This window comes from Paenibacillus chondroitinus NBRC 15376 (assembly GCF_004000765.1).
GTDB lineage: Bacteria > Bacillota > Bacilli > Paenibacillales > NBRC-103111 > Paenibacillus_E > Paenibacillus_E chondroitinus.
This window is the reverse complement of sequence record NZ_BILW01000011.1, coordinates 145,446-165,406: the sequence shown is the minus strand read 5'-3', so window position 1 is coordinate 165,406 and position 19,961 is coordinate 145,446. Positions and strand designations below refer to the sequence as shown.

Below are 19,961 nucleotides of genomic sequence, written 5' to 3'. Positions count from 1 at the left end.
GAGGAGTTATTGGATGAAGAAACCTAATATTTTGTTAATTACTAGTGACCAGCAGCATTGGAATACGTTAGGTGCTTTTAACTCGGAAATTAATACGCCGAATTTGGATCGTTTGGTGAAGGAAGGAACGACTTTTACGCGTTCCTATTGTCCAAACCCGACTTGTACGCCAACCAGAGCTTCCATCATTACAGGCATGTATCCAAGCCAACACGGAGCATGGACACTTGGCACAAAACTGTTGGAGAATGTGCATACGGTCGGTGAAGATTTTCGTGAAGCCGGTTACAATTCTGCACTTGTCGGTAAAGCTCATTTTCAACCCTTAGCTTCAACTGAACAATATCCTTCTCTTGAAGCTTATCCGATTTTACAAGATCTTGATTTCTGGAAAAAGAATCATGGACCCTTCTACGGTTTCGATCATGTAGAATTGGCTCGTAATCATACGAATGAAGCGCATGTCGGTCAACATTACGCTCTTTGGATGGAAGAAAAGGGCTGCATGAACTGGCGTGATTATTTCTTGCCGCCAACCGGGACGATGGATCGCTCCATTCTTCATAAGTGGCCTATTCCAGAACAATACCACTACAATACCTGGATTGCTGAGAGAACCAACGCGCTTCTGGAGCAATATAAAGAAGAAGATCAAAGCTTTTTCCTTTGGTCCAGCTTCTTTGACCCACATCCGGATTATTTGGCACCTGAACCGTGGGATACGATGTATGATCCCGATCAGCTGACGATTCCGGAAGTCACTCCTGGCGAGCATGACCACAATCCACCCCATTTTCAATTAACCCAATTGGAAAATCCCGATTTTCAACCTTGGCAGGAAGGTGACTATGCCGTGCATGGCTATCATTCCCATTCAGCCTTGTATTCCGAGCAAGACCGCAAACAGCTGGTCGCAACCTACTATGGCATGATCAGTCTAATGGACAAATATATTGGAAATATTTTGGATAAGCTTGATGAACTAGGCCTAGCGGAAAATACAATCGTAGTATTTACAACAGACCACGGGCACTTCTATGGTCAACACGGCCTCCAGGCCAAAGGTGGCTTCCATTACGAGGATCTCATCAAGATTCCGTTCATCGTTCGATATCCCGGCCAAGTTCCTGCTGGAGTTACTTCGCCTGCCATTCAGTCCTTGGTAGATCTGGCCCCTACCTTTCTCTCACTATGCGGTATTACGATTCCTCACCATATGACAGGTGTAGATCAGTCACGAGTCTGGCGCGGTCAGCAAAGTCAAGCCAGGGATCATGCGATTTGCGAGTTTCGTCATACCCCAACGACGATTCATCAAAAAACCTATGTGGATGAAAGATATAAAATAACCGTGTATTATAACCAAACGTACGGAGAAGTGTTTGATTTGCAAGAAGATCCCGGAGAAATCCGCAATTTATGGAATCTTCCTGAATACCAGACCCTGAAATCGGAGCTTTTGTTGAAATATGCGTGGGCGGAACTAGGTAAAGAATCTATGGTGATGCCTCGGGTTTGGCATGCGTAAAGAGGATGAAAAACGTGAATAAGCTCGGGAAGCATGGACCTATCTATCATCTGCCGCAAGTAGGAGACCCTCCTCCCCTAAGCGTACAGTTCTTGGGGGTAAATTACTGCGATTCGGATTACTGCAATATTCGAAAGCTTGCGCAGGTAACCGTTTTCGGTTTGGTACGTTCAGGACAAGGAAGCGTTACGGTTGGCACACGAACCTTGACTGCACGACAGGGAGATGTCTTCATCCTGCCTGCCGGCTGCTACCATGAAGTTGTCTCAGACCCTCAGCATGAGGAGCAATGGAGCTACATATGGTTAAACATTAGCGGCAACTGGATTCTTAAGATGCTCGAAGCCTATCAATTGCTTCCCCATATCGTCGTGAAGAATAGCGGGTTAGACCCTCTTTTTCACGAGGCAATCGACAAAGCTAAACATAAATCCGCCAAGGAGCTGCAAACTGAGCTTCAGATCATCCTTATGCGAATCATCATTTGCCTCTCTGAGGCATTGCGAAAACAAGGCGATACTTTAACGTCAACGGTTCAATCTATCAAACAATTCCTGGATAACAGTGTCTTCTCTCCTTACGACACATCTGAGCTCTCTTCTCAAATTGGTGTTTCTACCAGACATATGAATCGCTTATTTAAAAAAGAGGTGGGAACTACCCTCTATAACTATGTTATTGCTAAAAAGATAGAATCCGCTAAACGCATGCTGGTCGACACGCAATTGACCATAAGTGAAATTGGATACAAGCTGGGATATTTCGATCCCCATTATTTTTCGAATCTGTTCCACAGCAAAACAAATGTGAGACCTAGTGACTTTCGCAAAACATTTCGTGAAATTCAATAAAAATAGCCGCGAGGACTTTTTCTTCGCGGCCTTTTTTTAACTTTGAATGGGCACTTCATTCACTCAACGGAGTAAGCTTACATGACATGTAAATTTTAATTGATCAAATCCTTCGGATAAGGTAAAACTATTATAATAAACTTTTTTAACTATACTTGATTATGAAGGCGGATGAGATTGTGATAGTACAGGTCGATAACGAAACAATTGCAAGTGAATACGTACACGGCGTATACGAGACAGTGGTAAAACGTAATCCTCATGAGAAAGAGTTCCACCAAGCAGTAAAAGAGATCCTTGAATCCCTGATTCCTGTTCTCTCCAAACATCCGAAGTACATGAAACATGGTATCCTTGAACGAATCGTCGAGCCTGAGCGCTTGGTCACTTTCCGCGTGCCATGGGTGGACGACCAAGGAGTTACACATGTGAACCGCGGTTTCCGTGTGCAATTTAACAGCGCAATTGGACCTTACAAAGGTGGTTTGCGTTTTCACCCTTCCGTTAATGCCAGCATCATCAAATTCCTAGGGTTTGAACAAACCTTCAAAAACTCCCTTACTGGACAGCCAATTGGCGGCGGTAAAGGCGGCTCCGATTTCGATCCTAAAGGCAAGTCCGATAATGAAATCATGCGATTTACGCAAAGTTTCATGACGGAGCTTTATAAATATATGGGGCAAGATACAGACGTACCTGCCGGTGATATTGGCGTTGGTGCACGGGAAATCGGCTTCATGTTCGGTCAGTACAAAAGAATTCGCGGTGCATACGAGGCTGGTGTTTTGACTGGCAAGGGGATTATCTATGGCGGTAGTTTGGCACGTACAGAGGCAACGGGGTATGGTTGCGTTTACTTTGTAAATGAAATGCTACAGTCCAAAGGTCTTAGCTTTAAGGATAGCACTGTCGTTGTTTCCGGTTCAGGCAACGTGGCGATCTATTCCATGCAAAAAGCGATGCAGCTAGGCGCTACAGTCGTTGCTTGCAGCGATTCCAATGGCTATATTTATGATAAAAATGGAATCGACCTAGACACAGTACGCCGCTTGAAAGAAGTGGATAGAAAGCGAATCAGCGATTATGTCAACGAGCACCCTACTGCTACTTACCATGAGGGTTGTGACGGCATTTGGACGATTCCATGCGACATTGCTCTACCGAGCGCAACGCAGAACGAAATCAACGAGGAATCGGCTAAAATCCTGGTTAGAAATGGCGTACAAGCGGTTGGCGAAGGCGCAAACATGCCATCCACTTTGGAAGCCATTGAGGTATTCCTGAAGGCAGGCGTGCTCTTCGGACCTGCTAAGGCAGCGAATGCCGGTGGTGTTGCCGTATCCGCGCTTGAAATGTCTCAGAACAGCATGCGCTACTCCTGGCAATTCCATGAGGTAGACGATAAGCTTCATGCCATTATGAAAAATATTTACAAAAGCGCTGTTCAAGCCGCAGAGGAATACGGCCACCCGGGCAATCTGGTTGTAGGCGCTAATATTGCAGGCTTTACAAAAGTCGCAGACGCGATGATTGCACAAGGTGTTGTCTAGGCTCTAGAAGATCAGGTTGCCACATAAGCTGGCAGCCTGTTTTTAGTTCTCACGGAATGTCTTTATGAAATTTTTCTGGTCCTTCGTAAACTGATACCCTCGTCGCTCGTAGAAATGGTGAGCCTTTACACGAGTTGGATGCGATAACAGTTTGATCCCCGAATAACCGGCATCCTTGGCCCACTGTTCAAGGCTTTCAATCAACATGCTGCCAATCCCTTGACCCCGGTACTCCACATTGACAACGAACCCCAAGATGTTTACTAGCGAGTCAGCAAACAGTAATTCATAGGGACTGCCATGAATATATCCAATCACCTCGTTATGTTGTTCATACACAAAGATGACATCTTTTGTTTTGGTTGTAAGGGTGACTAGCTTCTCTTTTACTTTCTCTTCCATAAAGACAGATAGATTCGGATTGAAGTGTTGGTTCAATAAATAAATATTCTGATAATCAGAAACCCTGACTTCTCTGACATTCGTATCTCTCAAGTTGGAACCCCCCATTCTTTACATACTGTGTCACCTTTTCGCTAAATAAGGAACATCTCCATGTACTATTCGCTCTTCTTTTTCATTAACCTCCCCTTTTACAAATTTTTAAAATACTAAAAATAGACCCCTAGCAGCGAGCTAAGGGCCTTCATTTACCCGACTTCGTCTTCCGTGCGTTTCTCCCTGCGAAATTCGCGTGGCGGCATCCCCGTAAATTTCTTGAACATCCTGTTGAAGGAATTAATGTTCTGGTATCCTGAGCTGCTGGCGACATCCTGTATCCTCAGATCCGTTTCCAGCAGCATTTGCTGCGCTACCCGGATTCTTACGCCATTAATATAATCAATGAAGTTTTCCCCTGTCTTCTCCTTGAAGTACGTGGACAAATAGCCTCCAGTAATATGTAGGTGCTCGGCTACAATATCCAGCGTAATATCTTGAGCAAAATGCTTGTTCACATAGTCCACAACAAAATCAATGACAGGATCTTCATTTTTCTGATTACTTCGAATCTCTTCACAGGCTGCAACAAGCAGTTGACTGAAAAATTTGCGATAATGCCGACCCGAATAAAAGCTCTGACTCGTGCTCAATCCGGCGATAACGGGTTGTATGGCCCGTTCGTCTAACCGCAGCACATGGAACGCTTTGCGCACCTTTTGTACAATATCAATTAAAAATTCTTGATATTGCAGCACCGTTTCACACTTCCGTTCCATAAGAGCAAGCTGGCGATCAAGCAAATGAAGCAACTCCTGTGTATTTCCTGCTGCCAGATTGCAGTCGAATTGCTGCTCTTGCGCAGACGTAAGCAAATGTACGGATTGACGACCAGCATGCTGACGAACAATTTGCGTATCTTCGTTCAGCTTTCGTTCTTGCAGCAGTTTAACCGTCTGCTCATAGGCCTCTGTGAAATCAAACGACTGTGGAAATGCCGGTGAGATCGCGATGGTCAAAAAATAGAAATCAGCGTCATGAGCCACGACTTTCAACAATTCTGTCATATACGCATCCAAACGAGAATCGTCAATTTCATTAATAACCGATAACATTTGCCGACTCTCGATTTGAATCGTTAATGAAGCGGGGAATACCTTGAGCAAGCTATGATTGATAAACGTATAAATGCTGTAAGTTAAAGGGCCCGGCTCTTCTTTCATTTCCTCCCAGAACCTATCCTTGTACGTAATCTCGTACACGACGAAACGATATGCCTGTGTGGAAATCATATCTATGGCTCCTGGAGAGCCACTATATATTTTCTTTAGTTTATTCAAGTAACTGTATGACAAGAGCTGGATATTCTTTTGAGCCAGATCCGACTGAATTCTTGCGTTCGTCTGCAGCATATCGTCCAGCTTCTGACCAATTAACTTAAACTCGCGAATATTGCTTTTAAATCGAACATCCTCACCACCTGCCGTCTGCAGCGAGGAAACCAACTGCTTAACCGGACGGTTAAAGCGAACACTGAATAGTACAGATATAACAACACTAACGATCAAGGAAAGAATGAGCAGGAAAAATAGTGTCAGATTAAGCTTTGAAATCTGCTTCGAAATACTGGCGCTAGGTATGATATTTATATACGTGTATCCGCTATTTTGTCCAGTTTGATAAAAGTAATAAGTATTGTCACGCAGCAAATACGTTTTGTCTACCGGCAGTTCTGGAAGCTCCTCTCGCTTAGCCAACCCTCCCGTTGAAAACAAAGGTAAACCCTGCTTGTCCAAGATGATGAAATTGGCATTCACAGAACGATGGAAAGCTTCGAATAGCTGATTCGCATCCATCATCGCAACGATGTAGAAGTCCTCATTTTGCCAGTGCTTAAGGACATAAGGGATGAACAATCCCTTAGTTGTCACATCACCCGCTTTATGAAAAGAATGCTCATAAAATTTGGACATGGGAAACATCTTGGCGCTATACGTTTCGTTGAATTGCTTTTGCCAGAAAGAATCCGGGTAATCAGTGCTGGCATAGAACTTGTCGAACAACGATGCTCTGTCATTGGTCCCTATTCTGCTTAACGTTAATGAACCTTCCTTGAAGACAATGATGGCATTGTCCACATAGATCAAAGGATTACCAACAACCTTGATAATCTCCTGCTTGACCCTATCCAACAGCGCATAACGAGCATTCCCGCTGGCCTTCTGAAGTCGATCCACGTCATCGTTAAAATAAAGAGCATACATTTGCTTCTGTACGAGTTGAAAATGTTCCTCATATCTCTCTGAGGTAAATCGAATGTTCTGCGCGTTATAACTAATGATTTCATTCCTAATATTGTTCTGGAAAAATGTAAATGACAAATAATTAAAAGACATCAGCAGCACAATGACAGTGAGAAAACCTAGCAGCAAACGAATGAGCAAGGAAGACGTTCTTGATTGGACTCGCGAAAGTAAACGTATCCTACTCCCCTCCATATCTGTTTTTATGGTCTTTCCTATCTCAATGTATTTATCATCTACGAGAAGTCTTATTTAAATAATACGGAAAAAAGCCAATTTTGCCTATTCACTTTTTCACGAAAACTTAACATATTTACGAATTTCATAGAAGAGGGGACAATTCGGAATTATTATGGATTACATTCTATACGAACGGTGCTATGCTAATTTCGAAATAACAAGAACACCAACATCTTCAAGTACTCATGATCGGGGGGGATACTCAAATGAATAAGTTAGACGCAGCTGGAGCAAATCCGGAGACTTCCTTACCGGGCGTTCCCGGTCGAACTGTTCTGATGTGGAGGAAGATCGCAAAAAGCAAGAGCTTGCTTCTCATGTTCTTACCTTGCTTGCTGTATTACTTAGTTTTCAAGTATTTGCCTATGTTCGGAATTGTCATCTCGTTCAAGGACTATAACCTGTACAAAGGGATATGGGCCAGTCAGTGGGTTGGACTTAAGTATTATAAGATGTTCTTCCATAGTCCGGATTTTTGGATCATTTTGCGTAATACATTTCTACTTGGCATCAATAAACTTATTTTCGGATTCCCTGCCCCTATTATCTTGGCCTTGCTTCTTAATGAGGTCAAGAACATGGTATTCAAACGTTTTGTTCAAACCGTCAGTTATTTACCGCATTTCATCTCTAATGTCGTAGTTGCTGGAATGGTCGTTTTGTTCTTATCCCCCTCTCAAGGTTTTGTTAACCACATGATTCAATCCTTTGGCTTTGAACCGATTCATTTTATGATTAAACCTGAGTTGTTCCGATTCATTTATGTCGGTTCAGAGGTTTGGCAGCATATTGGGTGGGAGGCCATCATTTATTTGGCTGCACTTTCTTCTATTGATCCTTCCCTCTATGAAGCTGCTGATATAGACGGCGCCAGCCGCTGGAGGAAGCTTTGGAACGTCACACTGCCGGGTATTTCCACGACCATCATCATATTGTTCATCCTTAATGTCGGTCGAGTGCTGGAAATAGGATTTGAGAAAGTGTTCCTGCTATATAACCCGGCCACCTATGCTACCGCCGACATTTTAAGCACCTATGTGTATCGTACAGGGCTCGTTAGCGGTAATTTCAGTTACGCCGCCGCTATAGATATGTTCACTGGGATTGTATGTTTCTTCTTCATCTATAGCACGAATGCACTAAGTCGGCGCCTATCACAAACAAGTCTGTGGTAACCCTTGAGGAGGATTCTTCCATATGACACGCTCCAAAATCACTTTATTTTCAATCGTTAACATCGTCATCCTTCTAGGAGTTGTTCTGCTAACACTGTATCCATTTATCTACATGGCCGCTGTTTCACTAAGCAGCAACATTCATGTGCTCAAAGGAGAAATCAGCTGGTACCCAAAAGGCTTCAATCTTGACATGTATAAGGTCGTTTTAAAGGATCCGCGCATTGGCACTGCCTACTGGAATACGATTGTTTACGTTGTGTTGGGCACTACCCTTTCACTTGTTATCACATCGTTAGGGGCTTACGCTCTTTCCAAAAAAAATATGGTATTCGGTCGTGGGTTTACCATGATCATTATATTCACCCTATTCTTCAGCGGTGGGATGATCCCTACTTTTCTAGTTGTAAAAGAACTCGGCGTTATCGACACGGTCTGGGGAATGGTACTTCCTGGCGCTGTAAGCACATGGAATTTGCTCATCATGCGTACCTTCTTTTCCAATATCCCGGCAGAACTTGAGGAATCGGGGCAAATGGACGGACTGAGCGATTTCGGCGTTTTCTTCCGAATCGTTGTCCCTTTGTCACAAGCGGTATTCGCCACTATCGGTTTGTTTTACGCGGTAGGATTATGGAACAATTTCTTGCTGCCGCTGCTATATTTACGAGACCAAGAGCTTTTCCCCTTGCAGGTCATTTTGCGCAACATCGTCCTTGCCGGCCAGTCAAACCAAGCGGATATTGCCGCAGTTGGCGATGCCAATGTTGTGCTGGAGGAACCGCTGAAGTTCGCAACAATCATGGTCTCCACAGTTCCCATCCTTCTCGCCTACCCTTTCCTGCAGAAGTATTTTGTCAAAGGCGTCATGATCGGGGCGGTCAAGTCTTAAGTAGTGAGAAATTAGAAAAATGAAAAGGAGAGGTTCACGCATGAAGAAATGGACTACGACACTTGGATCCCTATTAATCAGTGCCTCGATGTTGGTTGGCTGCTCAGGAACCACATCTACCCCAACAGCGACGGACGCTGGCAGTTCAACAAATCCTGCTGTCAAGACGGAAAAACCCAAAAATACGTTTACCATGTTACTAGAGGTTCACCCGAATTGGCCGTATAACAAAGACTGGGTTGTCTGGAAGTGGATTGAAGAGAAAACCGGTGCCACTTTCAATGTTCAGCTTCCGTCCGGAGAACTGAAGGATACCATTAATCTGAATGTCGCCTCTGGTAACATGCCTGACATCACCTTTTTCAACCCTCGCGCAGACGCTGATAAATTTGGGCAGCAAGGGGTTCTCGCCAACATTCTGGATTATAAAGATGTTATGCCGAATTTAACCGCTTGGCTGAAGAAATACCCGGACATCGCGAAAGCTGCTTTGGCCGCTGACGGAAAAATGTACATGCTTCCCAATGAAGGCTTCGGTGAAACGAATCGTGTCATCTGGATGTATCGGGAAGACATTTTCAAGAAAAACGGGCTTAAACCTCCTGCCAATTATGAAGAACTGATTACTGTGGGTAAGAAGCTGAAGGAACTATACCCTAACAGCTATCCGTTCTCCTTCCGAAGCGGAGCTAATCTAGGAATCCTTAACTTTGCCACCGCACAATTCGGTACAATGAATGGTTTGTTCCAGGATGAGAAAACCGGCAAGGTGCGCTACGGTCCTATTGAGAACGAATACAAGAAAATGATTGAGTTCTTCCAACGTATGCAAAAAGAAGGGCTTATTCCGCCGGACTGGCTGACTTTCAACGTACAACAATGGCAAAATGCCGTATCGAATGACCAAACGTTCATGATACTCGATTATATCGGTCGTCTGGATCTGTTCAACATCCCTATGAAAAAGACGAATCCGAGCTTCAATCTTGCATTCATGCCCCCTCCTGAGGGCGTTCCCGGTTTTAGCGTTAACCCTTATACCCACATTCTGGAAACAGGCATGACCTTCTCTTCCAAATCCAAGAAAATTAAGGAAGCGCTCCAGGCGTTCGATTGGTTCTATAGTGAGGAAGGGAAAGAACTGCTCAGCTGGGGCAAAGGCGACGAAGTGTACATCACTGAGAATGGGCAAAAAAAATTGCGCCCTGAATATCTGGATATAACCGATGTTCGTAAAAAGACGGGACTAGCGACGAACGGAACCTACACTTGGTTTAATTATGACGCTCATCTGATTCCTGCTACACAAGAGCAGCGCAATGCCTATGATTTGGCACGCAAGCATGACAGTGTCTACCATGTAAGACCACAGTATATTGAAAGCGAGCTGTCCAACGTTTCCTTGCTGCAAGCAGCCGTAGACAAGCACCGCAACGAGCAAATTACCAAGTTCATACTAGGTCAACGCAGCATGGATGAGTGGGATCAATATGTTGCCGAAGCTAAAAAGCTTGGCGTAGACGAACTGATGAAAATCACGCAAACCGCTTACGACCGACTCAAATAATCTGTTATTAAAAAGGGAAACAAAGAACGCCTTACCGGGAGCTGCCGCTTCCCAGTATGGCGTTCTGTTTAATCAGAGATAAGGAGAATGACAGATGAATTCACCCTTAAGTTTGACGCAAGAATTCACATCCGATGGGGCATGGTGCTTTTTCGCCGACCCTCGCGCGCTCTACTATCAGGGACAGCACCATAGAACGTATGTCGGCTGGTTGAATAGCATCGGAGATGTATGGATTGGCTATTACGATCACCTGCTGGGTACTTACGAGACTTTCTTGATCCGTTCTGCTCTTCAGCAGGATGACCACGCCAACCCATCCCTGTACATAGACGATTCGGGACATATCACGATCTTTTATTCCGCTCATAATGGGGCCAAGATGTACTATCGGACAACACGGATGCCGGAAGACCTCTCCTCCTTCGGAGCGGAGATGCAGCTTCCTGCGAATACCGATGGGCATTTCGGCTATACTTACCCTACTCCAATCTATCTATCGGAGGAAAAAAGGCTCTATTTGTTCTGGCGTGGAGGCAATTTCAAGCCTAATTTCAGCGTTTCCACTGATTTGGTACACAGTGAATGGTCCCCTGCGCGCACGCTGATCATGGATAGCGGTCAACGACCTTATATCCGGTATGCCTCAAATGGGAAAGACACGATACATTTCTCTTGTACCGATGGGCATCCGAACATTGAACCTTATAACAGTATTTATTACGCCCGTTATCGTGAAGGAGCTATCTATCGCTCAGATGGCTCGTTAATCAAACAAACCACAGATTTACCGCTCGAACTATCCGAGATAGACAAGGTATTCGACGGTACAAGTGCACAACGCAATGCCTGGATTTGGGATATAGCCGAGGATGAGCAAGGATATCCCGTCATCGTCTTTGCCGTATTCGAATCCTTAGAGGATCATCGTTACTACTACAGCCGCTGGAGTGGCGCACAATGGGTGACGAATGAGATCACGTCGGCTGGCCGCTGGTTTCCTCAAACCCCTGAAGGAGTTCATGAGACCGAGCCCTATTATTCAGGCGGCATTATTCTGGATCACTCCGATCCATCCAACGTGTATTTATCTCGGGAAGTACAGGGGACGTTCGAAATCGAACGGTGGTCATCTTCCGATCTTGGGGTCACGTGGTCATCTGCACCTATAACGGCAAATTCTGCCTTCCATCAGGTGCGGCCATTCCTGACTCGTGGCAGCCATGACGGCCAAGCCCTCCTCTTCTGGATGAGTGGAAAATACATACACTATACGAATTACAAAACTTCTATACAGTTCGACTTTCAGAAAAAATGAAATAGTCAAAAAGAGTTAAGCACGCTGTCAGTGCTTAACTCTTTTTCATTGGCTATTTGATCATAAGCCATTCATTCAAATGCTTTGCAACAAACTCATCATCGTTTAAATGCGGATAATCCGCATACATCCGGCCAATCTCTTCTGTTTGCCCTGGAGACAATACCTCTTTAGGGTTCAGGCACCATGTCCCTTTTAGCAATCCTTGGCGGCGCAGAACTTCATGTATGCCCGGAATGCAGCCTTCAAAATGGTGCGCCGGGTCAAAAAACGCCGCATTCGTCTCCGTTACCTCGATATTGCGAGTCAACCATTCTTTGTCAATTTGCCCGGCATTTCTTACTTGCTTGATTTCCTCCAGCAGATCGACAGCCTTGTGTGTCCAAACCGCCCAATGTCCCAGAAGCCCACCGACAATGCTTTTTTCCACAGGTGCACCATTGACTTGAAATCGGTAGGTTGTCAACAAATCGTTAACAATATTATCATCATTGCCCGTATACAAAGCTATCTCGTCACGACGGCTTGAATAACAGACGGCCCGAGCAACATCAATCGTTTGGTAACGATTAAATGGTGCCATTTTGATCGCGATAATTCCTGGAATTTCAGCAAATTCCCTCCAAAAATCAAAGCTGAATGTACGCCCGCCTACCGATGGCTGCAGATAAAAGCCGATGACCGGCATTTGACCAGCCACCGCTCTCGTTCGCTCCAGAATATCCGCTTCCGTCCAATCCTGCAAACCTCCCATGCTAAGGAGCCCTGCATCATACCCTAGCTTAAGCGCCAGCTCCGATTCTGCTAGCGCCTGCTTCGTAGGACCGCATATTCCTGCGACTTTAATAAAAGGACGCTCCAAACCCGCTCTGTCTACTTCCTCGGAAGCCATTCGGAGCACCGGCTCCAGCAGATTGACGTCTTTATTTCGAATTTCAAATTGGGTGGAGTGTACCCCAACTGCAATCCCTCCAGCGCCTGCCGCCATATAATAACGCGTTAACGCGCGCTGATGCTGTTCGTCCAGCTGACGGTTTTCATCCAAAGCCAGAGGATGAGCAGGAATCACAAGCCCTTCATGCAGTGCCTGCAGTTTGGCCTGAGATAAGCTTCTGCTTAAATTGGAAGGCATTAGAATTTTCCCTCCCTTTCCTGGAAATGAGTATCTTTATTCCAGGTTGCGCCGTCATTTGCGACCCAGTCGGCAGTCCAATCCAACATTTGGAGAAGCGTCACCCGCGGATACCCGAATCGTTGAAAGGCTTTAGAGGCATTATTTAACAACGCATCCTCCGCTTCATGCCCAACAATAACAGGTTGAGTGCCTAGCCGCTTACCAAATTCCTGAGCGATCCAGCGCATGGACATCGTCTCCGGACCTGTTATATTTAAAACATTCGGAGGACTTGAACAAATGTTCAAACTTCTCAGAGCCATTTCGTTGGCATCTCCCTGCCAAATACAATTCGCATGCCCCATGGTCACATCGATTGGCTTACCTGCTTTTACGGCTTTGGCGACCTCCAGCAGTACACCATATCGAAGATCAATCGCATAATTCAGCCGATAGATGACCATCGGAATCTCATATTTCCGAGAAAAATACTCAAATATACGTTCACGCCCAAGCGTTGATTGGCCATATTCTCCAAGCGGAGAGGGGGCTTGTGATTCTGTTGCACCCCCCTGGAACACGGGGGTAAACGGATAAATATTACCAGATGAAAAGACCACGATGCGGGAACTTTTAAACTTTTCCGCTACACGTCCCGGCAAGTACGCATTCATTGCCCATGTGAAATGCTCGCGCCCCGTTGTCCCGAACTTATTGCCAGCCATGTAGATGATATTTTTCACATCGGGAAGTTTCTGCAATTGCTCATCATCCAACAGATCGCACGCAATCGTGTGGATACCCTCCTGTTCCAGCTGCTCTTTCAAGCCAGACTCCGAAAAACGAGAAACACCCCAAATTGTTTTTTCAACACCTGCCTTCTTCAACGCATTCCTAGCAAGTCTCGCTAAGCTTGGCCCCATTTTCCCGCCAATACCTAGCAGCATGATATCCCCGTCCAACGCAGCGAGATCCTGAATTAAGGCATCTGACGGCTCTGCAAGCTTGGCTTCCAATTCTTCAATTGATCGAATCATGCCTGACCTCCTTGAGTTGATACTTGAGGTACTTGTAGCAGTCCATATGAATCTTGATCCACATACAGGGTGCAATCCGGATGTGTGCGCAGGATGGATGCCGGGCAAGAGGTACTTATCGGTCCGCGAAGTGTTTGTTCAACAGCAGCACGTTTGGTTGATCCTGGAACGATGCAGAATAAATGCGCGCCAGCCATCATCGTCGGTATGGTCAAAGTTAATGCATGGGTAGGAACGGCATCAAAGTCCGGGAAGCAGCCGTCATTGACCTGCTGTTGGCGACAAGGAGCATCCAGTTCAACCGGCTTGATGATGAAGCTGTCTTCAAAATCAGCCACTGGAGGATCATTGAAAGCAATATGCCCGTTTTCCCCGATCCCGAGGCAAATGATATCAATGGGTGCAGCCGCAATCAGATCGCTATAGCGCTGACATTCCTGATCAATTGTCGTAGAGCTCTGAATCAAATGAAGCTCCCCGGGCTTAACCAATTTGAACAGTCTGTCTGTTAAAAACTGACCGAATTTTTGCGGTGCACCATCGGGAAGACCGATATATTCATCCATATGAAATGCGGTGATACGCTCCCAGTCGATTCCTTTCTGATTCACAAGTTCCGCCAAAAATTCATTTTGAGAAGGGGCGGCCGCAAAAATCATCCTTACTTGGTCTTTTCGTGACAGCAGCTCTTTAATCTTTGTTGCTGCTTCTACGGCAGCTGCAGCTCCCATAACCTGACGATTCTCAAAAACTTTCACTTTAAGATGCTCTGCCCTCTCTTCTTTCAGCGTCGGATAGCTAAACAGCTTTCTCAATCCCTCTAAGGATTGCTTGGTGCCCTCCATTTTGCTGCCGCCAGGAGGAATGTAGTGAGTCTCAATGACATATAACCCCGTGTACCCCTCATTCTCCAAATCATGAATTTGTTGTACGTACGGAACTCTACCCGAACCGATCGGCACACAGGAGGGCTTGCCGCCCTTCTCGATCAAGGCATCCTTCAGATGCACGTGGGCTAACAGATCTTTCACTTCGTGATACACTTGAGGATAAGACCAGTGTTCTCCCAGAGCTTCATTGCCGGGATCCCATAAAGCTTTCAAGCTTGGAGAGTTGACTAGTCGAATTAGCTTAGCTACTTCGAACGCATAACCTCCATTGCAGGAACCCTCGTTCTCTAATAACAAAGTGATGTTGTGCTGTGCAGCAATTTCAGCTGCTTTTTTCAAGTGGCTTGCAATTTCATCTACGAACTGATCAGGCTCTTTCTCTCTCCAAAAGGAGAATATCCGAATAAAGTTCGTACCAAGTTTATCTGCAATCTCAATCGTTCGAGCAAGCTTTTCAAAATGTGTTTCAACGCTCTCCTCCTCCTGCCCGAACCTGTCCCCGGCTTCAACTGGGCGAAATGGATCAAGTGCGCATTTAAATAAGGGTGAAGCCAATGCAGAGATGTGCAGGCTTCGATTCTCGACTTCCTGACGAACGCGCTCTACCTGTTCATCCGTCAGATTCGCTACATTTATTCCGTCTACCATGCGAATTTCCACGTATTTTAAGCCTTCAGCTTTTATCCAATCCAGAGCTCCTATGAAATCATGGCTTACTTCATCGCTAATGACGCCAAGTCGGTCCCAAATCATAAGTTTTACACTCCCTCAAATTATGCAGATTGTATGTTTGGTAAGAGATATGCTAGAGCTTCACCGTTTTCCCAGTTGCCCGGCTTTCGTTTGCCGCTTCCAGGAAGCGAATGATTTCAACCGTTTCTTGAGCATCAATAGACGGCGTTCCTGATTGGAACATGGCAACCGCCGCCTCGACTAGACCGGCATATTTCGGTTTCGGATGCTTGTCGCCATCTACGAATTCCGTTTTGTTCACGTGGTGGATGACAGCCCCAAACGTTTTATTTCCCTGACGGTTGCCGCGAATTGTCCCCATTCGGCCATCCTCCCAAACACCGACAGCCAGTTCATGGAACTCACTTGTGCTTGCGGTCACCTGCACACACCCCTTGCCCATGATGCGATACAACATTTCTGCAGAGTGGATGCCGTACCAGAAAAGGCCTGGCTGTGTCGGCTGTAGTTCTGCCGGTCCATAGCAATCGGCGCCAATAATATCAGTTGTATTCTCTGTTAGGGCATCAACCAGCCCTTGTTCATAACGCAGCGACGAAGCACTCATCAACGGCACGTTATACTCGGCCGCCAACCGCACGACTTCCTTCGCATCAGAGGTCGAAACGGCAAACGGTTTATCGATGAAGACGGGCTTCCTGAAGGGAGCAATTTTCCGAAACTGTTCCAAATGAACTCGTCCGTCCACAGAAGTTAATAAGATCGCATCGGAACGTTCCGCTACTGCCTCCGGAGAATCAAGCAGCTGCACACCGTACTCGTCCCGAATCGTATTTGTGAACCGATCCAGCCTCGAGTAGCTCATTTCAAAATCAGGTGATCCGCCGGGAAAAGCATAAGTGACTTTCCCACCAGGAACATGGAATTCATGATCTTGCTCGTTTAGCAGCTTAGTAAAAGCTGTGCAATGGGAAGTGTCCAGTCCGATCATCCCGATGATCAACGAATTTGACGTAGTCATAACAATCAGCCCTTTCTGTGCTTTTCAGCAATTTTTATGCGTGTGATACGAGCTTTCCCTCTTTATATGTGCTCACAATATGTAACGAGCCGTCGTCCTTAAACGCAAACAACACGAGATCCGCCGGAGCATGCTGTTGAAGTCCTTTAGCTGTCTGCAGGCCCATTAACTCCGATGGCCGTATAGAGGCCATTTCCCAGGCATCGGCCAAGCTGCATAAGCCTTTTTTCACCAAATGCTGAATGCCCCACACCAGCATCTGCGCGGATCCTGCCAGCAATTTGGCATTTTCAGCCAAATGCAGCTTGCCATCTGGCGCCAGCACGACCTCGCCGCCAATATGCGTGGTATAACGTCCCGGTTCAAGTCCGCTCAAATAGACGGCATCACTGACGAGGATCGCTTTGTCGCCTTTTACCCGCATGAACACTTTCAGCACCGATTCCGGTAAATGGAATCCGTCAGCAATCATACATGCCCAGAGCTCATCTGCCGCCAACTGCTCCCAAATGTAATTCGGATGCCTTGGCAGCATCAGGTGAGCTGCGTTGCCGAGATGCGTGGACACCTTTGCCCCGGCGGCTACCGCTAAACGAATCTGTTCGGGCGAAGCGTTGGTATGCCCAATAGACACCGTAACACCATTTATGGTACAGCGCCTGATAAACTCGTCGGACTCCGGCCATTCCGGTGACATCGTCACGATGGTAATACGACCTTCCGCTGCTTCCTGCCAATGCTGGAACAACTCCCAATTCGGAGCAGTAACATACGATTTCCCATGCGCTCCCCGCGGTCCATCTTCAGGTGAGATAAACGGACCCTCCAGATGTATGCCGCGAATGCAGCTATCGGATAAGGGATCCGTGCGACAGGCTTCGGAAATGGCGCGTAATAGCTGACTAATCTTGTCAGCACTGTTCGTGATTACCGTTGGATAATAAGTGGTGACACCCTTGTTCCAAAGATCACGCGTCAGCTTCATGACTGTTTCCTTCGCTAACGGAGTTTGATTGAAATCTCTGCCTGCGTAGCCATTGATTTGCAAATCAACCAGACCGGGTCCGATCCACGGCAGCTGGTCCTGAACCTCAGCTTCTAACGTGCTAATACTCTCAATATGACCATTAGCGATGATTACTTCTATCGGTAATCCTGTACGGTAATGTATCCCTGCAACTACGGTCTTTCCCTCACGTCTTGTCTCTTCCGGCAAACCTATCCCCCCTACGTTTCCCTACGTCAAATCATCAGCAGAGGACTATTTCAACATAATCTCTTTCCCGCTCCGTGCCGATTCATAGATAGCGAGAATTAAATCGACAGCTTTCCTGCCTTCTTCCCCCGATACCAGGGGATCCCTGTCCTCACGAATAGCTTGGATTAAATCATCAACGAATATAAAATGCCCGTCATTGGCGATATGGGAAGGATCATTTTTGGCGCTAACTCTTGGCTCCACCTTAGGCGCTTCTTCTTCACTATCAGCAATTTTCCACTGCTTGAACCCCGTATCATCAAAAATGATCGTGCCTTTCTCCCCATGAAGTTCGAAGCGCGTCTCCTGCCCCGGATACACAGAGGTAGTTCCTTGTATCACCCCGAATGCTCCGCTCTTATATTTCACAACGGCTACTGCCGTATCTTCCACTTCAATCTCGCGAACCAGCGCGGACGAATAGGCAAAGACAGATTGGACATCACCCATCAGCCACTGAATCAAATCGATGCCATGCACACCCTGATTCATCAGGGCGCCGCCCCCATCGATAGCCCAAGTGCCGCGCCAGCCGGCGCTTTGGTAATACTGTGGGCTGCGATAGCTTTTCTGGTAAGCATCGCCAAGCACCAGCTTACCCAGCTTGCCAGCCTCTATGGCTTTTTTCGCGACAATAGATGCCTCCGTTACGCGACGTTGAAATACGCAGCCGAGCTTCACATTTGCTTTGCGGCAAGCATCGATCATAAGCGTCATACTATCCGCAGTTATATCAAGTGGCTTTTCACACAACACATGTTTGCCTGCCTGTGCAGCCGCAATGACGACTTCCGCATGATAGCCGCTTGGTACCGCTACCGTAACAGCATCAATATCATCACGCTTGAGCAGCAGCTGGTAGTCCTGATACACATGCGGAATTGAAAAATCTGCAGCTAATTTTCCAGCCTTTTCAACCTCAACATCGGCGATGCCAACCAGCTCTGCTTGCGAGTTACCCTGAATGGCCTTCGCATGAGAGGGAGCAATCACTCCCGCTCCGATAACAGCAAATCTCATTTTTTCGCTCATATCATCAATCCTCCTATATCGTTACTTCACGATCTGCTCCGTACCTGTCTCACTTGACGCATATACACTCTCGATGACAGAAACGACAGTCTTGGAATATGCACCGGAACAATCCAGCCCTGTATCATTTGTAATCGCATCCATAAAGTCTAATAATTGCTGAACCAATGGCTGCTCTGCCGGTTTCAGCAGAACTGGTTCATACATGCCATTGCGGCTTATAGACAGGCCCTTCCCCGTTTCCAGCTTGAGCATACCCTTTGTAAACATAAACTCCGTTTCATTACGTGAAACTCCTGGATATCCGGATTGCGTAATCACAGCCGAAACACCGGAGGAGGTTTCCATAAAAACAATCCCGCTGCCTTCAACATCACCCCGTTCTTCATGAAAGCTTACGGATGCCTTCACCTTGGTGACCTTGCTTTGTGTCATCCATTGAATTTTATCAATAGAATGCGCCCCCAGATTCGTCATGATGCCTCCACCTGCTTTACTCTTCTCGAAGAACCAGCCGGGTCGATCTGCTCTATAGTAGTTTACGTTCCGCGTATCGTTAATCATGACAAGCTTTCCAAGCTCGCCACTTTCAATAATTCGTCTAACCTCAATATTCTCTGGAAAATAGTGTTGGGTATGTCCAACCATTAACTTAACTTCATTACGCTCAGCAGCAGCAATAATCTCATCGCATTCCACTGTATTTAAAGCCATCGGCTTTTCAAGTAAAATATGAGATCCATATTCGGCACAGCGGTTGGACACTTCCTTATGTAAAAAATGTGGCAGAGCAATCACAGCTATATCCGGTTTTTCTTTCTGCAGCATTTCTAGAAAATCTGTATAAGGCTTAACTCCATATTTCTTAGCCGTCTCCGCTGCCAGAGATTCATTAATGTCAACAATGGCGACTGGCTCCAACCCGTCAATCTCACTTGCTGCCTCTAAATGTTTGACACCTATAGCCCCTCCGCCCAATACTGCCAGCTTCATCCCTGCTATCCCTCCCTCTTGTGCTTTCTAATGTTACTGTCCACCTTAATTCTAATAATAG

16 protein-coding genes are annotated in these 19,961 nt (G+C 46.1%); 7 read left to right on the top strand and 9 right to left on the bottom strand.

Annotation, left to right across the window (positions count from 1 at the left end; all coding sequences use genetic code 11):
- The first annotated feature begins 13 nt into the window (after nucleotides 1–13).
- From PCH02S_RS15130 to gdhA, 3 genes are all read left to right on the top strand, one after another.
- On the top strand, nucleotides 14–1,528 hold the full coding sequence (locus tag PCH02S_RS15130; RefSeq protein WP_127454365.1) for a sulfatase family protein: 1,515 nt from the start codon (nucleotides 14–16) through the stop codon (nucleotides 1,526–1,528).
- A gap of 14 nt (nucleotides 1,529–1,542) precedes the next feature.
- The gene (locus PCH02S_RS15125; RefSeq protein ID WP_164819576.1) at nucleotides 1,543–2,379 is read left to right on the top strand and encodes an AraC family transcriptional regulator; all 837 of its coding nucleotides are present in this window, start codon (nucleotides 1,543–1,545) and stop codon (nucleotides 2,377–2,379) included.
- A gap of 179 nt (nucleotides 2,380–2,558) precedes the next feature.
- A complete protein-coding gene (gene gdhA, locus PCH02S_RS15120; RefSeq protein ID WP_246069088.1) occupies nucleotides 2,559–3,929 on the top strand; it encodes an NADP-specific glutamate dehydrogenase in 1,371 nt (456 codons plus the stop codon).
- Nucleotides 3,930–3,971: 42 nt separating this feature from the next.
- On the opposite strand, the gene PCH02S_RS15115 is transcribed toward gdhA, so the two are convergent.
- Together PCH02S_RS15115 and PCH02S_RS15110 are read right to left on the bottom strand one after the other, a co-directional pair.
- Nucleotides 3,972–4,424, bottom strand: a complete 453-nt coding sequence (locus PCH02S_RS15115) for a GNAT family N-acetyltransferase (RefSeq protein ID WP_127454360.1) — start codon at nucleotides 4,422–4,424, stop codon at nucleotides 3,972–3,974.
- 155 nt (nucleotides 4,425–4,579) lie between these two features.
- The gene (locus PCH02S_RS15110) at nucleotides 4,580–6,811 is read right to left on the bottom strand and encodes a helix-turn-helix domain-containing protein (RefSeq protein ID WP_164819575.1); all 2,232 of its coding nucleotides are present in this window, start codon (nucleotides 6,809–6,811) and stop codon (nucleotides 4,580–4,582) included.
- A gap of 377 nt (nucleotides 6,812–7,188) precedes the next feature.
- Here PCH02S_RS15110 and PCH02S_RS15105 point away from each other — a divergent pair, with 377 nt between their 5' ends.
- From PCH02S_RS15105 to PCH02S_RS15090, 4 genes are all read left to right on the top strand, one after another.
- Nucleotides 7,189–8,085, top strand: coding sequence for an ABC transporter permease (locus PCH02S_RS15105; protein WP_127454409.1), 897 nt, complete (start codon nucleotides 7,189–7,191; stop codon nucleotides 8,083–8,085).
- A 22-nt stretch (nucleotides 8,086–8,107) separates the two neighbouring features.
- Nucleotides 8,108–8,977, top strand: coding sequence for a carbohydrate ABC transporter permease (locus PCH02S_RS15100; protein ID WP_127454356.1), 870 nt, complete (start codon nucleotides 8,108–8,110; stop codon nucleotides 8,975–8,977).
- Between the two features lie 40 nt (nucleotides 8,978–9,017).
- Complete coding sequence (locus tag PCH02S_RS15095) at nucleotides 9,018–10,544, top strand: extracellular solute-binding protein (protein ID WP_127454354.1); 1,527 nt, start codon at nucleotides 9,018–9,020, stop codon at nucleotides 10,542–10,544.
- 94 nt (nucleotides 10,545–10,638) lie between these two features.
- Complete coding sequence (locus PCH02S_RS15090; protein ID WP_127454352.1) at nucleotides 10,639–11,862, top strand: BNR-4 repeat-containing protein; 1,224 nt, start codon at nucleotides 10,639–10,641, stop codon at nucleotides 11,860–11,862.
- Nucleotides 11,863–11,914: 52 nt separating this feature from the next.
- On the opposite strand, the gene PCH02S_RS15085 is transcribed toward PCH02S_RS15090, so the two are convergent.
- Genes PCH02S_RS15085 through PCH02S_RS15055 form a run of 7 tightly spaced genes read right to left on the bottom strand, consistent with a single transcriptional unit; the run spans nucleotide 11,915 to nucleotide 19,900 of the window.
- Nucleotides 11,915–12,994 (bottom strand): dihydrodipicolinate synthase family protein, encoded by a 1,080-nt coding sequence (locus PCH02S_RS15085; RefSeq protein ID WP_127454350.1) that lies wholly within the window; start codon nucleotides 12,992–12,994, stop codon nucleotides 11,915–11,917.
- Complete coding sequence (locus tag PCH02S_RS15080; protein ID WP_127454407.1) at nucleotides 12,994–14,010, bottom strand: NAD-dependent epimerase/dehydratase family protein; 1,017 nt, start codon at nucleotides 14,008–14,010, stop codon at nucleotides 12,994–12,996. The genes PCH02S_RS15085 and PCH02S_RS15080 overlap by 1 nt, the downstream gene beginning before the upstream one ends.
- Nucleotides 14,010–15,656 (bottom strand): TIM barrel protein, encoded by a 1,647-nt coding sequence (locus PCH02S_RS36850; protein ID WP_307719935.1) that lies wholly within the window; start codon nucleotides 15,654–15,656, stop codon nucleotides 14,010–14,012. The genes PCH02S_RS15080 and PCH02S_RS36850 overlap by 1 nt, the downstream gene beginning before the upstream one ends.
- Nucleotides 15,657–15,708: 52 nt before the next feature.
- The gene (locus tag PCH02S_RS15070) at nucleotides 15,709–16,617 is read right to left on the bottom strand and encodes a Gfo/Idh/MocA family protein (protein ID WP_127454348.1); all 909 of its coding nucleotides are present in this window, start codon (nucleotides 16,615–16,617) and stop codon (nucleotides 15,709–15,711) included.
- 34 nt (nucleotides 16,618–16,651) lie between these two features.
- Nucleotides 16,652–17,833, bottom strand: a complete 1,182-nt coding sequence (locus PCH02S_RS15065; RefSeq protein ID WP_127454346.1) for an N-acetylglucosamine-6-phosphate deacetylase — start codon at nucleotides 17,831–17,833, stop codon at nucleotides 16,652–16,654.
- A 45-nt stretch (nucleotides 17,834–17,878) separates the two neighbouring features.
- Nucleotides 17,879–18,907, bottom strand: a complete 1,029-nt coding sequence (locus PCH02S_RS15060; protein ID WP_127454344.1) for a Gfo/Idh/MocA family protein — start codon at nucleotides 18,905–18,907, stop codon at nucleotides 17,879–17,881.
- Nucleotides 18,908–18,928: 21 nt separating this feature from the next.
- Nucleotides 18,929–19,900 (bottom strand): Gfo/Idh/MocA family protein, encoded by a 972-nt coding sequence (locus PCH02S_RS15055; RefSeq protein WP_127454342.1) that lies wholly within the window; start codon nucleotides 19,898–19,900, stop codon nucleotides 18,929–18,931.
- Nucleotides 19,901–19,961 lie beyond the last annotated feature (61 nt).